Consider the following 13,295-nt stretch of genomic DNA (forward strand, 5'->3'; position numbering starts at 1 on the left):
TCAGTCCCTCTCGGTCTCGGATATGAGGCGGAACATGTCGCCCAGGTCGAGGCGGGCCGCCTGCTCCGGGCTCAGGCCGAGCAGATCGAGCACCGCACCCGAGGCGGAGAACGTGGCTTTGCCCTCGGTGCCCGGCAGTGGCCGGAGCGGAGACAACGCCCGCTCCGGCGCGGGGTGTTCGAGCGGATCACTGGGCGGCCTCCGCCGCCACCAGCTCCAGGCGAGCGGCGCGGTAGGCGACGCCGTCGGAGAGCTGGCCGTTGAAGATCCGCGCCCACGGGGTGGCGAACAGCTCGACCGGCCGCACCATCGCCCCCGGCTTGAGCCTGGCCGCCAGACCCGTCTCCGGGACCGTGATCTTCAGGACTTCGGCACGGCCGTCCTCCGTGAGCATCACGGTCACCGTGTACAGCGACGCGCCGGTCTCCCGGTCGGTGGCGACCTCCCCAGTCTGCTGGTCCTTGACCTTCAGCGCCGGGTCGGTGCCCGCAATGCAGACCGCCGACGGCAGCAGGGCAACACGGATTCGAGTCATGGCCATGCCATCACATCCTCGTTCGATGGAGCCGCTTGATCGGCTCGACATGGACGACAGCAACACCCGTACGAGAGGAAGGCTGACCGTGGCCCGCACCGAGTACTACGACGATCCGAACGCGCCCAAGCCGAACAGCATGGTCGTCGCCGCCTCCGCCGTCGTCACCGACGACCACGGGCGCATCCTCCTCCAGCGCCGCCGCGACAACGACCTATGGGCGCTGCCCGGAGGCGGAATGGACCTCACCGACTCCCTGCCAGGCACGGCCGTCCGCGAGGTCAAGGAAGAAACCGGCCTCGACGTCGAGATCACCGGCCTGGTCGGCACCTACACCGACCCGAAACACATCATCGCCTACACCGACGGCGAGGTCCGCCGCCAATTCAACGTCTGCTTCACCGCCAGCATCACCAGCGGCCAACTGGAGATCTCCGACGAGTCCACCGAACTCCGGTTTGTACCGTCAGAAGAGATCGAACAGTTGCCGATGCACCACACCCGACGACTCAGGCTCCAGCACTTCCTGGAACAGCGCGAGAAGCCGTACCTGGGCTGAACCGCCTGACGGCAGTAGCGACGGCAACAACCCCGCACAACCACGGACACCCACGCACCTCGCCGGACCAGCAAACCGTACTTGACCTGCGAAAAAGCAGGTCAAAGGCTTCGCGTAGCACACGTACTATTAATATGTGCTGGCGGGACAGACGCCGGTCCTCGTTCACAATTCGAATGGAATTTGCGGAAGTGCGGATGCGTACAGCTTCAGGCGCACGGAGGCTCTGTCTGGCAACGCGTCCAAGAGGAACGTCGATTCGCTAACTGCTTCAATGAAGGAGAATGGATGGCAGGGCGATCCGATATCCGTGGCGAAGATCGGTGATGACCGGTACGTCCTGGACGGTCACCATCGTGTTGCCGCGGCGAAGCGTGCGGGGATTGATGTGCCGTATTCGGTGCGTTCGGATGCTGACATTCGTGCCAGGTATCCCGGGGGCGCCGATGACATTACAACTGCCTGGGCCGAGGTAGGGCCGGACCGTCTGGTGAACAAGCACAAGAGACCGGGGTATCGATGACGAGCAAGACTTTGAGGGAAGTCGAGGTGTACTTGCAGGCCCTCTCCCGGGTGCGCAGCGCTGTTCAGCACTGTCACCCGGGTGGGCAAGGGCTGGCTAGCATCCTCCATCTGTATCGGTCGCGAGACCTGGAGAAGTCCGGGCGTATCCGGGAAGGTGTTGAATACAACTTCCACGGTTTTGGATGCCTTTTCATTGAGGCCAGTGGGGCAGAAGTGGACGTGGACTTCCTGGAGGAAGGGACGGAAGTATTTGACGCCTGGAGGGTCAGGAGGCTTTCGGTGAGCCTCGGTGAAGAATTCACGGAAAGCCTGGACGGAATAGTTTCCGCGTGCAGAAGTTTGGTCTCGCTGGGACGGTTGTCGGAGCCGCGCAGCGGATGGTTTTCGACAGTTGAGTAGCACCATCCCCTGGTCGTCCTGAAGATCGATTCCATTCCTATCCGGGGTCGAATTGACATGACGAGGCCCCCTCTTCCTGCAGCTCTTGGAGAGGGGGCCTCGCGGTGTTTTGACGGCAATGCTGACGGCAATGCTGACGGCAACGTCAGCGGACGACGGCTGCGGTGGGCGGGTCGTCCGGGGGCGTCGGTCTGGCCGAGGATGCCCCCGAGGGTGTCGATGGCCTGGCGCTGGAGGCGGAGTCGTACGTGGGCGTAGACGCCGGCGGTGACGCCGATGTCGGCGTGGCCGAGGAGTTCTTCGATGACGACGAGATCGACGCCCTGTTCCAGGAGTTCGCATGTCGGGTCGCCGCCGATGAGGGTGGCGAGGCGTTCGAGGTCGGGGGTGAGGCCGGTGCCGTCGTAGGCCCAGTGGGCGAGAACGAGGGTGGTCGGGGAGGTCGGAGGGGTGTGGCGGCGGTGCCAGGCGGCTCAGCCGGCCCGGAGAGCGCCGAGGGTGGTGGAGTAGGCGCGGGTCTTGGTGGAGAAGTGGCCGCGGAATCCGAGCATGTGGGCCCACTTGCGCAGGTTCAGGTGCCTGAGGTCCTCGCGGACGCCGAGGGCCCAGGCGGTGCGGATCATGCGAGCGGCGTGCTCAGGTATGGACTCGAACCAGGGGATTGAGCACGATGGGGGTGCCGCCCTCGTCCCAGCCGAGCAGCAGGTCATCGGTGGAGGGACGAACTGCCCCGATCGGCAGGCCGGGGAGCCGTCGGGGCCGAGGAGTGGTGAGCGGATCACCGCCTCCAGCGGCTCGCGGCGGAAGCCGCGCGCGACGATCACTCCGGGCTTGGGCTGGCTGATCGGGATACGGCGCATGCCTCAGGCGTCGCACAGGCCCTCGCCGGCGTCCTGCCAGGCGCTCAGCCCAAGCTGCGGCAGGGCATCGGCGGTGACGGTGACGCCGAAGGCGTCGGCGCGGGTGCGCAGTCGCGGGACCAGCACGCGCGGCTTGGTTCGGTTGCTCCTTCGAGCCGTACTGCTGGAGCACGGTCGGGGTGGCGTCCTTGACCGCCAGGCCCAGCATCGGGGCGAGCCGCTTCCAGCCCCACCGCAGCCGCCGCGCCTGCCGCAGGCTGATCCGGGTCTCGGTATCGGCTCGGTACCAGCGGGCGAAGCAGAACCCGGCCCAGCCCAGCAGCCCGAGCACGCCGAGACCGACCACGACCAGGAGTGGGAGCCCGAGGGAGTGCCCGGTGGGTAGCAGATGTGACCATCCGTTCGAACCGGCCGGATGAATCATGGCCGGAACCGCTCTCTTGACCGGCTCATGACAAGCATTCATCCTGTGCCCGTCGCACAGCTCCACCCCCCACCCCGACGGACTCAGGAGACTGCCAGCATGCGACTTACCGACGCACGGACCTCCCGGCCGAGATCCCGGCCGGCGAAGGCCCGACGGAACGCCACCCTCGCCGTCCTGCTCGCCCTCGGCCTCGCCGCCCCGGCGACCGCCGTGGCAACCGCCGAGACCTCCGCCCCGAACGCGGTCGTCGCCGCGGACGAGCGGACGCTCCAGTACGAGATAACCGGACGCACCACCCCCGCCGCCCGCACCGAGATCGCCCGCGCGGGCGTCTCGATCGACGAGGTGCACGACCACGGCATCGTGATCACCGCGGACGCCGCCCAGGCCAGGAAGCTCCGGGCCAAGGGTCATGTCCTGGAGGCGCTGCCCGCGTTGGGCGCCCAGACGCACGCCGCGGGCGGAGTCGGCGCGCTCGACTTCCCGTCGGCCGACTCCCGCTACCACAACTACGCCGAGATGACCGCGGCGATCGACGCCCGCATCGCCGCGAACCCCTCGATCATGAGCAAGCGCGTCATCGGGAAGACCTACCAGGGCCGGGACATCGTCGCGGTCAAGGTCAGCGACAACGTGGGCACCGACGAGGCCGAGCCCGAGGTCCTGTTCACCGCCCACCAGCACGCCCGCGAGCACCTGACCGTCGAGATGGCGCTCTACCTGCTCCGCGAGTTCGCCGCGGGGTACGGGAGCGACTCCCGGATCACCCAGGCGGTCAACGGCCGTGAGCTGTGGATCGTGCCGGACATGAACCCCGACGGCGGCGAGTACGACATCGCCTCCGGCTCGTACCGCAGCTGGCGCAAGAACCGGCAGCCCAACTCCGGCTCCAGCGCGGTGGGTACCGACCTCAACCGCAACTGGGCCTTCAAGTGGGGCTGCTGCGGCGGCTCGTCCTCCAGCACGTCCTCGGAGACGTACCGGGGCAGGGCCGCCGAGTCCGCACCCGAGACGAAGGTGGTGGCGGACTTCGTGCGCAGCCGGGTGGTCGGCGGGAAGCAGCAGATCACCGCGGCCATCGACTTCCACACCTACAGCGAGCTGGTGCTGTGGCCGTTCGGCTACACGTACAACGACATCGCGCCCGGTATGACGGCCGACGACCGCAACGCCTTCGCAGCGGTGGGCCAGAAGATGGCGGCCAGCAACGGGTACACCGCCGAGCAGTCCAGCGACCTCTACATCACGGACGGCTCGATCGACGACTGGCTGTGGGGCGCGCAGAAGATCTTCGGCTACACCTTCGAGATGTACCCGCGCTCGTCCTCGGGCGGCGGCTTCTACCCGCCCGACGAGGTCATCGAGCGCGAGACCTCCCGCAACCGGGACGCGGTGCTGCAACTGATCGAGAACGCGGACTGCATGTACCGGTCGATCGGCAAGCAGGCGCAGTACTGCTCCTGACGGGCTGACCCCGCTCCGGTGCGGAACCCCGCGCGGGGTTCCGCACCGGAGATTCAGGCCACGTCGTGAACGCTGTGCTCGCCGAGGTCCGGAGCGTGCCGGGCAACCGTGCGGTAGCCCTGGTCGTCATGGAGGACCGTCAGGCCGTGATGGGCCGCCGTGGCGGACCACGCCGACCGCAGGATGGTGTCGGAGAGCAGTCGTACGAGGCCCGAGGTGTCGAGCAGGTAGACCACCGGCCGTCCTTCGTGTGGGTCATGCACAAAGAATCATGTGTCACCAACATTCCTCTTACGGGTCGCTTCCGGCCTTAGGGTGCCGCTATGTGCGGAATCGTGGGTTATGTCGGTGGTCAGTCGGCGCAGGACGTCGTCGTCGCGGGACTCAAGCGCCTCGAATACCGGGGCTACGACTCGGCGGGTGTCGCCGTTCTCGCGGACGGCGGCCTCGCCACCGCGAAGAAGGCGGGCAAGCTCGTCAATCTGGAGAAGGAGCTGGGGGACCGGCCGCTGCCGGCCGGGCGGACCGGGATCGGGCACACGCGGTGGGCGACGCACGGGGCGCCCACCGATGTGAACGCCCACCCCCACCTGGACAACGCGGGCCGGGTCGCCGTCGTCCACAACGGGATCATCGAGAACTTCGCGGCCCTGCGGCGCGAGCTGACCGGGCGCGGGCACGCCCTGGGGTCGGAGACGGACACCGAGGTCGTCGCGCATCTGCTGGCCGAGGCGTTCTCGGCGGGCGGGGACCTCGCGGACGCCATGCGGCAGGTGTGCCGGCGGCTGGAGGGGGCGTTCACCCTGGTGGCCGTGCACGCGGACCAGCCGGACGTCGTGGTCGGTGCCCGGCGCAACTCGCCGCTCGTGGTGGGGGTGGGGGACGACGAGTGGTTCCTCGCCTCCGACGTCGCCGCGTTCATTGCCCACACCCGGTCCGCCATCGAGCTGGGCCAGGACCAGGTCGTCGAGCTGAGCCGGGAGGGCGTGTCCGTCACCGGGTTCGACGGGGAGGTCGCCGAGGTGCGCGAGTACCACGTCGACTGGGACGCCTCCGCCGCCGAGAAGGGCGGTTACGCCTCTTTCATGCTCAAGGAGATCGCCGACCAGCCCCAGGCCGTCGCCGACACCCTGCTCGGCCGGATCGACGGCGAGGGCTCGCTGAGCCTGGACGAGGTGCGCATCCCCGACGCCGACCTCCGCGAGGTCGACAAGGTCGTCATCGTCGCCTGCGGGACCGCCTTCCACGCCGGGATGATCGCCAAGTACGCCATCGAGCACTGGACCCGGCTGCCCTGCGAGACCGAGCTGGCCAGCGAGTTCCGCTACCGCGACCCGATCCTGGACCAGCGCACCCTCGTCGTCGCCATCTCCCAGTCCGGCGAGACCATGGACACCCTGATGGCCCTGCGGCACGCCCGCGAACAGGGCGCCAAGGTGCTCGCCATCTGCAACACGAACGGCTCGACCATCCCGCGCGAATCCGACGCCGTCCTCTACACGCACGCCGGGCCCGAGGTCGCCGTCGCCTCCACCAAGGCGTTCCTGACCCAGCTCGTCGCCTGCTACCTCGTCGCCCTCTACCTCGGCCAGTTGCGCGGCACCAAGTGGGGCGACGAGATCCGTACGGTGGTGCGCCAGCTCTCGGCCATCAGCGGCGAGGTGGAACGCGTACTGGAGACCATGGAGCCCGTCCGCGTGCTGGCCCGCTCCCTGGCCCACCACGACACCGTGCTCTTCCTCGGGCGCCACGTCGGCTACCCGGTCGCCCTCGAAGGCGCGCTCAAGCTCAAGGAACTCGCCTACATGCACGCCGAGGGGTTCGCCGCCGGGGAGCTGAAGCACGGGCCGATCGCCCTCATCGAGGAAGGGCTGCCGGTCGTCGTCATCGTGCCCTCGCCGCGCGGCCGGTCGGTGCTGCACGACAAGATCGTCTCCAACATCCAGGAGATCCGGGCCCGGGGCGCGCTCACCGTCGTCGTCGCCGAGGAGGGCGACGAGGCCGTCGTCCCGTACGCCGACCACCTCATCACCGTCCCCGCAACGCCTACGCTGCTTCAGCCGCTGGTCGCCACCGTGCCGCTCCAGGTCTTCGCCTGCGAGCTGGCGACGGCCCGTGGCAACGAAGTGGACCAGCCGCGCAACCTGGCGAAGTCCGTGACCGTGGAGTGAGCCGGGGCGCGCGCCCCGCGTGATGGGGATGGCGAGGGTGGGTTCGTGATCATCGGAGTGGGGATCGACGTGGCCGAGATCGAGCGGTTCGGCGCCGCGCTGGAGCGTACGCCCCAGTTGGCCGACCGCCTCTTCGTCGGAAGTGAGCTGACCCTGCCCAGCGGCGAGCGGCGCGGCATCGCCTCGCTCGCCGCCCGGTTCGCCGCGAAGGAGGCGCTGGCCAAGGCGCTCGGCGCGCCGGGCGGACTGCTGTGGAGCGACGCCGAGGTCTGGGTCGAGGAGAGCGGCCAGCCCCGGCTGCGGGTGAGCGGCACGGTCGCCGCCCGCGCCGCCGAGCTGGGCGTGCGCGGCTGGCACGTCTCGCTCAGCCATGACGCGGGGGTGGCGTCGGCGGTGGTGATCGCGGAGGGGTGAGGCCCGCGCGGCGCGTTGTCTCCGCGCAACCACGGGGGTGGGCTCGCCAGCCGTCGTGAGCGCGGAGGGGTGAGGTCGTCCCGGTCCGAGGGGGGGCAATTCCGGTCGGCGGGGGTGGCGCGTCCGCCGTCGTGAGCGCGGAGGGGTGGGGTCGTCCCGGTCCGAGGGGGGGCAATTCCGGTCGGCGGGGGTGGCGCGTCCGCCGTCGTGAGCGCGGAGGGGTGGGGCCGTCCCAGGTCCGAGGGGGCCGTTTCCGGCCGGTGGGGGTGGCGTTCGCCCCCGTGATCACCCAGGGTGGGTCCCATGCGACGTGCCTACAGCGTGGAGACCGTACGGGCCGCCGAGGCCGCCCTCATGAAGCGGGTGCCCGAAGGCGCCCTGATGCAGCGCGCCGCCGCCGGCCTCGCCGTGGCCTGCGGAGACCTGCTGCGGCGCAACGGCCGGGTGTACGGGGCCCGGGTCCTGCTCCTGGTCGGCAGCGGCGACAACGGCGGTGACGCCCTGTACGCGGGCGCACGCCTCGCCCGCCGGGGCGCCGGCGTGCGCGCCCTGCTCATCTCGCCCGACCGGGCGCACGCGGGCGGCCTCGCCGCGTTCCTGGCCGCGGGGGGACGGGTGGCCGACGGGCCGGACGGGCTCGGGGTGCTCGACCTCGTGGTGGACGGCATCACCGGCATCGGCGGGCGCGGCGGGCTGCGCGAGGACGCCGGCGCCCTGCTGCGGGCGGTGACCCGCGACCGTACCCCCGTCGTCGCCGTCGACCTGCCCAGCGGGGTGGAGGCCGACACCGGGGAGGTGCACGGCGAGGCGGTCCGGGCGGACGCGACCGTCACCTTCGGCACGTACAAGCCGGGCCACCTGATCGACCCGGCCGCCGAACACGCCGGAGCCCTGCGGCTGGTGGACATCGGGCTGGGCCCGGAGCTGCCGGAGCCGCCGGACCTGGAGGCGCTCCAGTACGCGGACGTGGCGGCGCTGCTGCCGGTGCCGGGTGCGGAGAGCGACAAGTACCGGCGCGGGGTCGTCGGCGTCGTCGCCGGTTCCGAGCGCTACCCGGGCGCGGCCGTCCTCGCGGTCTCGGGCGCCCTGCACGGCGGGGCCGGGGCCGTGCGGTACGTGGGGCCCGGCGCGGGGGCGGTGATCGCCCGCTTCCCGGAGGCACTGGTGCACGCCGGGCCGCCGTCGAAGGCCGGACGCGTGCAGGCCTGGGTGGTCGGGCCGGGGCTCGGGGACGGGCGGGGCGCGGAGGAGGCCGTCGCCGATGTGCTGGCCGCCGACGTCCCCGTCCTGGTCGACGCGGACGGGCTGCGGCTGCTGGAGGCGGAGACCGTACGGACCCGGACCGCCGCGACCGTCCTGACCCCGCACGCCGGGGAGGCCGCCGCCCTGCTGGGCGTGGCGCGCGAGGAGGTGGAGGCGGGGCGGCTCGCCGCCGTACGGGAGCTGGCCGCCCGCTTCCGCGCCACCGTGCTCCTGAAGGGGTCCACGACCCTGATCGCCGAGGCCCGGGACACCCCGGTACGGGTCAACCCGACCGGGACCGGATGGCTCGCCACGGCTGGTAGCGGCGATGTGCTGTCCGGTCTGACCGGATCGCTGCTGGCGGCCGGTCTCGCCCCGCGCGACGCCGCGTCCGTAGGCGCCTACCTGCACGGACTGGCCGCCCGCCACGGCTCGGACGGGGCCCCGGTCTCCGCGCAGGACGTCGCGGCCGGCATCCCGGCGGCCTGGCGCGATGTGCGGGAGGAGTGAGGCGGGCCACGTGCCGGTCCTGGTCGAGGACCCGCCCCCGGCATGTGATGAAACGTACATAGGCCCGGATACCGGCGTGCGCTCCCGGGGAGGCGCCGGGCGGCTCTGAGAGACTGGGCGCGATGAACGAGACAGCGTCCCTGAGAGCCCGTGCCGAGATCGACCTCGCCGCGCTGCGCGCCAATGTGCGGGTGCTGCGCGAGCGGGCGGCCGGGGCACAGCTCATGGCCGTGGTGAAGTCCGACGGGTACGGGCACGGGGCCGTGCCCTGCGCGCTGGCCGCCCGCGAGGCCGGGGCGACCTGGCTGGGCACCGCGACCCCGCACGAGGCCCTCGCCCTGCGGGCGGCCGGGATCGACGGCCGGATCATGTGCTGGCTCTGGACGCCGGGCGGCCCCTGGCGCGAGGCGATCGAGGCCGACATCGACGTCGCGGTCGGCGGCCTGTGGGCGCTGCGCGAGATCGTCGCCGCCGGGGCCGACCGCCCGGCCCGGGTCCAGCTCAAGGCCGACACCGGCCTCGGCCGGGGCGGCTGCCAGCCCGCCGACTGGCCCGAACTCATCGCCCAGGCGCGCGCCGCCGAGCGGGCGGGAACGATCCGGGTCACCGGCCTCTGGTCCCACTTCGCCTGCGCCGACGAGCCCGGCCACCCCTCGATCGCCGCCCAGCTCGCCGTGTTCCGGGACCTGGTCGCGTACGCCGAGAAGGAGGGTGTCGAGCCCGAGGTGCGCCACCTGGCCAACTCCCCGGCCACACTCACGATCCCCGAGGCCCACTTCGACCTCGTACGGACCGGCATCGCGATGTACGGCGTCTCGCCCGGCCCCGAGCTGGGCACCCCCGCCGAGCTGGGACTCCGCCCGGTGATGACACTCGCCGCCGCCGTCGCCCTGGTCAAGGACGTCCCGGCCGGCCACGGCGTCAGCTACGGCCACCACTACGCGACCCCCGCCGAGACGACGCTCGGCCTGATCCCCGTCGGCTACGCGGACGGCGTCCCGCGCCACGCGTCGGGCACGGGGCCCGTCCTGGTCGGCGGCAAGGTCCGCACGGTGGCGGGCCGCGTCGCCATGGACCAGTTCGTCGTCGACCTCGGCGGCGACCGGCCGGAACCGGGCGCGGAGGCCCTGCTGTTCGGACCGGGCGACCGGGGCGAGCCGAGCGTGGAGGACTGGGCGGTGGCCGCCGACACGATCGGGTACGAGATCGTCACCCGGATCGGAAGCCGGGTACCGAGGGTGTACGTGAACGGGACGGCCGATCCGAGCGGGGGCACGGCAGGGTGAGCGAGAGCAGCGTGGGGGCGGCGGCGGGGGAGGCCGTGGCGGCGGCCGCCACGACGGCGGCCGGCTGGCGCCGGGCGGGTGTGGCCGGGGCCGCGATAGGAGTGCTCGCCGCCGGTGCGGCGGCCGGGGTCGCGGTCGAGCGGCTCACCGTCGGGCGCGGGATGCGCAAGAAGGCCCGCCTCGCGCTGGACGCGACCGGACCCTACGGCTCGCTGCGCGGGACGCCGGGCCGGGCGGTCGCCGACGACGGGACCGAGCTGTACTACGAGGTCGACGAGGTCGAGCCCGCGCAGTCGGCCGATGGAGCCGCCTCCGAGAGCCCCCGTCGCCGCCGGCTCTTCGGGCGCAAGGCCCCCGCCCCCGTCACCGTCGTCTTCAGCCACGGCTACTGCCTGGGCCAGGACTCCTGGCACTTCCAGCGGGCCGCCCTGCGCGGCCTGGTCCGCGCCGTCTACTGGGACCAGCGCAGCCACGGCCGCTCCGAGCGCGGCCGGGCCCAGGCGGACGGGGTGCCGGTCGGCATCGACCAGCTGGGCCGCGACCTGAAGGCCGTCATCGACGCCGCCGCCCCCGAGGGGCGGATCGTGCTGGTGGGCCACTCCATGGGCGGCATGACGATGATGGCGCTGGCCGACCGCTGCCCGGCCCTGATCCGCGACCGGGTCGCCGCCGTCGCCTTCGTCGGCACCTCCAGCGGCAAGCTCGGCGAGGTGAACTTCGGGCTGCCGGTGGCGGGCGTGAACGCGGTGCGTCGGGTGCTGCCGGGGGTGCTGCGGGCGCTGGGTTCGCAGGCGGAGCTGGTGGAGAAGGGGCGCCGGGCCACGGCCGACCTCTTCGCCGGGCTGATCAAGCGGTACTCGTTCAGTTCGCGGGACGTGGACCCGGCGGTCGCCCGGTTCGCGGAGCGGCTGATCGAGTCGACCCCGATCGACGTGGTCGCCGAGTTCTACCCGGCCTTCACCGAGCACGACAAGAGCGGTGCGCTGCCCGCCTTCCGTGACGTGCCGGTGCTGATCCTGGCCGGGGAGAAGGACCTGGTCACCCCCAGCTCGCACAGCGAGGCCATCGCGGACGTGCTGCCCGAGGCCGAGCTGATCCTGGTGCCGGACGCCGGGCACCTGGTGATGCTGGAGCACCCCGAGACGGTCACCGACCGGCTGGCCGACCTGCTCGTACGCAGCGGAGCGGTGGCTGCCGCTAACGTTGGCGAGCATGGAAGCACCGCACAGCAGCCCGGCCGCCGATAGCCCGGAGACGGCCCTCGCCCCGCCCGTTCCCGAGGCCGTCACCGTGACGATCACCGTCGAGTCGCCCGAACAGATGCAGGGCCTGGGCCGCCGCCTGGCCCGGACCCTGGCCCCCGGCGACCTGGTCATGCTCACGGGCGAGCTGGGCGCCGGGAAGACGACGCTGACCCGGGGCCTCGGCGAAGGCCTCGGCGTGCGCGGCGCGGTCACCTCGCCCACCTTCGTCATCGCCCGCGTCCACCCCTCGCTGGTCGGGGGACCGGCGCTGGTCCACGTCGACGCGTACCGCCTGGGCGGCGGGCTCGACGAGATGGAGGACCTGGACCTCGACGTGTCGCTGCCGGAGTCGGTGGTGGTCGTGGAGTGGGGCGACGGCAAGGTGGAGGAGCTTTCCGAGGACCGGCTGCGGGTGCTGATCGACCGCGCGACCGGCGACACGGACGACGAACGGCGCGAGGTGACCCTGGTGGGCATCGGCCCGCGCTGGGCGGGGCTGCGGGAGGAACTGGCGTAACAACGCCCCCGGGGTCCGGTCGGCCCTCGCCTTCCCGACGGGCTGTCGGTAAATTGTTGCGCACGGGGCGGTGGTCGTGGTCACATGGGTACGAGACCTGGTTAGGTCTACCTAACCACGACCTCCCCGGAGCCCCCAGGAGGCATCCATGCCGACGCCCGAGCGTGCCGAGCAGCCGCGGCAGCAGCCGACGCCGTCCGCCCTGTCCATGAAGGACCTGCTGGCCTCCTGCGCGGCGGCCACCGCGGTCTCCACCCCGCCCGGCGAGCCGGACACGGTGGACGCTGACGAGAAGGACGCGCCGGACCGCGCTGTCCGACCCCGGGCCGCTTAGCGCGCGAGGCCCCACGGGACGACTTGGCGCGGCGGGGCTCTACGGGACGACTTGGCGCGGCGAGGCGCTACGGGACGACGACGACCTTGGCGCCGACCGTGGCGAAGGTCCACATCGCGTTGCCGTCCGCCCGCTTCATCCGTACGCCGCCGGTCCTCGACTGCGGGTCCGGTGCCTGCATCGAGCCGTCCTGCGCCGCGCTGAAGCCCACCGCGACGTCGTTGACGTTGGCGAAGCGCACCACGTGCTCGATGGGCACTCCGTCCGAGCCCTGGACCGTGCCCGAGCGCGAGGTGACCTTGTGGACGCCGGGCGGCGGGCTCACGGGGCTGGGCATCACGGTGAACGTGCGCAGCGCCGTGCCGTTCCCGTCCACCAGCCACACCCGCCGGTCCTTCAGCGCGTAGACGACGCGCTCCCCGGAGCCCGAGTCCGCGGGGACCGCGAGGGGGTCCTGCACCGGCTCCGGCTTCGCGGAGGGCCGGGCGGAGGCGGAAGCCGATGCCTTCGGAGCGGCCGAGGAGGACGACGCCACCGATGCGGGTGCGTTCGCCGATGCCTGGTAGGCGAGGACGCCGACCGCGACGACCGCCGCCGCAGTGAGCCCGGCCACCATTCCCGAGCTTCCCCTTGACACCGTGAACTCCCCTTTCGGCCGCCGCCTGCGGCACGACGCGCAGACGTTGTCGTACAAGCGTTTACGTCGTACCCGCGGATACCCGGTGACGGTAGCAGCAGGCGACGGGCAGGCCGGGACGCCGTACGGGCGCCGTACCGCCGTCGGCGGAGCCGTAGGCTGTTTGCGTGC

General features: G+C 71.8%; 16 protein-coding genes and 1 pseudogene. 11 read left to right on the top strand and 6 right to left on the bottom strand.

Annotated elements, in window-relative coordinates; genetic code table 11:
- Positions 1 to 156, bottom strand: coding sequence for a hypothetical protein (locus tag ACIQAK_RS14800; RefSeq protein WP_366390830.1), 156 nt, complete (start codon positions 154 to 156; stop codon positions 1 to 3).
- A gap of 31 nt (positions 157 to 187) precedes the next feature.
- Entirely contained in the window at positions 188 to 541 is a 354-nt protein-coding gene (locus ACIQAK_RS14805; RefSeq protein ID WP_366390831.1) for a hypothetical protein, read from the bottom strand.
- 82 nt (positions 542 to 623) lie between these two features.
- Between ACIQAK_RS14805 and ACIQAK_RS14810 the strand changes: the two genes are divergently transcribed.
- From ACIQAK_RS14810 to ACIQAK_RS14820, 3 genes are all read left to right on the top strand, one after another.
- Positions 624 to 1,094, top strand: a complete 471-nt coding sequence (locus ACIQAK_RS14810; protein WP_366390925.1) for an NUDIX domain-containing protein — start codon at positions 624 to 626, stop codon at positions 1,092 to 1,094.
- Positions 1,095 to 1,230: 136 nt separating this feature from the next.
- Positions 1,231 to 1,617, top strand: a complete 387-nt coding sequence (locus ACIQAK_RS14815; RefSeq protein WP_366390832.1) for a ParB/RepB/Spo0J family partition protein — start codon at positions 1,231 to 1,233, stop codon at positions 1,615 to 1,617.
- Entirely contained in the window at positions 1,614 to 2,018 is a 405-nt protein-coding gene (locus tag ACIQAK_RS14820; RefSeq protein ID WP_366390833.1) for a DUF6896 domain-containing protein, read from the top strand. Before ACIQAK_RS14815 ends, ACIQAK_RS14820 begins: the two co-directional genes overlap by 4 nt.
- Before the next feature lie 335 nt (positions 2,019 to 2,353).
- On the opposite strand, the pseudogene ACIQAK_RS14825 reads toward ACIQAK_RS14820, so the two are convergent.
- Together ACIQAK_RS14825 and ACIQAK_RS14830 are read right to left on the bottom strand one after the other, a co-directional pair.
- A pseudogene (locus tag ACIQAK_RS14825) lies at positions 2,354 to 2,662 on the bottom strand (replication initiator); the annotation flags it as partial.
- A 219-nt stretch (positions 2,663 to 2,881) separates the two neighbouring features.
- Positions 2,882 to 3,004 carry a hypothetical protein gene (locus ACIQAK_RS14830; protein ID WP_366390834.1) on the bottom strand — a complete coding sequence of 41 codons (123 nt, stop codon included), beginning with the start codon at positions 3,002 to 3,004 and terminating at the stop codon, positions 2,882 to 2,884.
- A 397-nt stretch (positions 3,005 to 3,401) separates the two neighbouring features.
- Here ACIQAK_RS14830 and ACIQAK_RS14835 point away from each other — a divergent pair, with 397 nt between their 5' ends.
- A complete protein-coding gene (locus ACIQAK_RS14835) occupies positions 3,402 to 4,769 on the top strand; it encodes a M14 family metallopeptidase (protein WP_366390835.1) in 1,368 nt (455 codons plus the stop codon).
- Between the two features lie 53 nt (positions 4,770 to 4,822).
- Here the strand turns inward: ACIQAK_RS14835 and ACIQAK_RS14840 are convergent, their stop codons facing one another.
- Positions 4,823 to 5,005 (bottom strand): hypothetical protein, encoded by a 183-nt coding sequence (locus ACIQAK_RS14840; RefSeq protein WP_366390836.1) that lies wholly within the window; start codon positions 5,003 to 5,005, stop codon positions 4,823 to 4,825.
- An 87-nt stretch (positions 5,006 to 5,092) separates the two neighbouring features.
- Here ACIQAK_RS14840 and glmS point away from each other — a divergent pair, with 87 nt between their 5' ends.
- The 7 genes from glmS to ACIQAK_RS14875 all read left to right on the top strand — a co-directional run bounded on the left by glmS (position 5,093) and on the right by ACIQAK_RS14875 (position 12,487).
- Positions 5,093 to 6,940: a glutamine--fructose-6-phosphate transaminase (isomerizing) gene (glmS, locus tag ACIQAK_RS14845; RefSeq protein ID WP_366390837.1), complete on the top strand. Its 1,848-nt coding sequence runs from the start codon at positions 5,093 to 5,095 to the stop codon at positions 6,938 to 6,940.
- Positions 6,941 to 6,985: 45 nt separating this feature from the next.
- The gene (locus ACIQAK_RS14850) at positions 6,986 to 7,354 is read left to right on the top strand and encodes a holo-ACP synthase (RefSeq protein WP_012379449.1); all 369 of its coding nucleotides are present in this window, start codon (positions 6,986 to 6,988) and stop codon (positions 7,352 to 7,354) included.
- A 303-nt stretch (positions 7,355 to 7,657) separates the two neighbouring features.
- Positions 7,658 to 9,106, top strand: a complete 1,449-nt coding sequence (locus tag ACIQAK_RS14855; protein WP_366390838.1) for an NAD(P)H-hydrate dehydratase — start codon at positions 7,658 to 7,660, stop codon at positions 9,104 to 9,106.
- A 122-nt stretch (positions 9,107 to 9,228) separates the two neighbouring features.
- Positions 9,229 to 10,392, top strand: coding sequence for an alanine racemase (alr, locus tag ACIQAK_RS14860; RefSeq protein WP_366390839.1), 1,164 nt, complete (start codon positions 9,229 to 9,231; stop codon positions 10,390 to 10,392).
- Positions 10,389 to 11,639, top strand: coding sequence for an alpha/beta hydrolase (locus ACIQAK_RS14865; protein WP_366390840.1), 1,251 nt, complete (start codon positions 10,389 to 10,391; stop codon positions 11,637 to 11,639). Before alr ends, ACIQAK_RS14865 begins: the two co-directional genes overlap by 4 nt.
- On the top strand, positions 11,605 to 12,153 hold the full coding sequence (gene tsaE / locus ACIQAK_RS14870) for a tRNA (adenosine(37)-N6)-threonylcarbamoyltransferase complex ATPase subunit type 1 TsaE (RefSeq protein WP_366390841.1): 549 nt from the start codon (positions 11,605 to 11,607) through the stop codon (positions 12,151 to 12,153). Before ACIQAK_RS14865 ends, tsaE begins: the two co-directional genes overlap by 35 nt.
- A 148-nt stretch (positions 12,154 to 12,301) precedes the next feature.
- A complete protein-coding gene (locus ACIQAK_RS14875) occupies positions 12,302 to 12,487 on the top strand; it encodes a hypothetical protein (RefSeq protein ID WP_366390842.1) in 186 nt (61 codons plus the stop codon).
- A 67-nt stretch (positions 12,488 to 12,554) separates the two neighbouring features.
- Here ACIQAK_RS14875 and ACIQAK_RS14880 read toward each other — a convergent pair whose 3' ends face one another.
- Positions 12,555 to 13,103 carry a hypothetical protein gene (locus ACIQAK_RS14880; RefSeq protein ID WP_366390843.1) on the bottom strand — a complete coding sequence of 183 codons (549 nt, stop codon included), beginning with the start codon at positions 13,101 to 13,103 and terminating at the stop codon, positions 12,555 to 12,557.
- Positions 13,104 to 13,295: the final 192 nt, after the last annotated feature.

The organism is Streptomyces sp. NPDC088706 (assembly GCF_044752765.1).
In the GTDB taxonomy this organism is placed as follows: domain Bacteria; phylum Actinomycetota; class Actinomycetes; order Streptomycetales; family Streptomycetaceae; genus Streptomyces.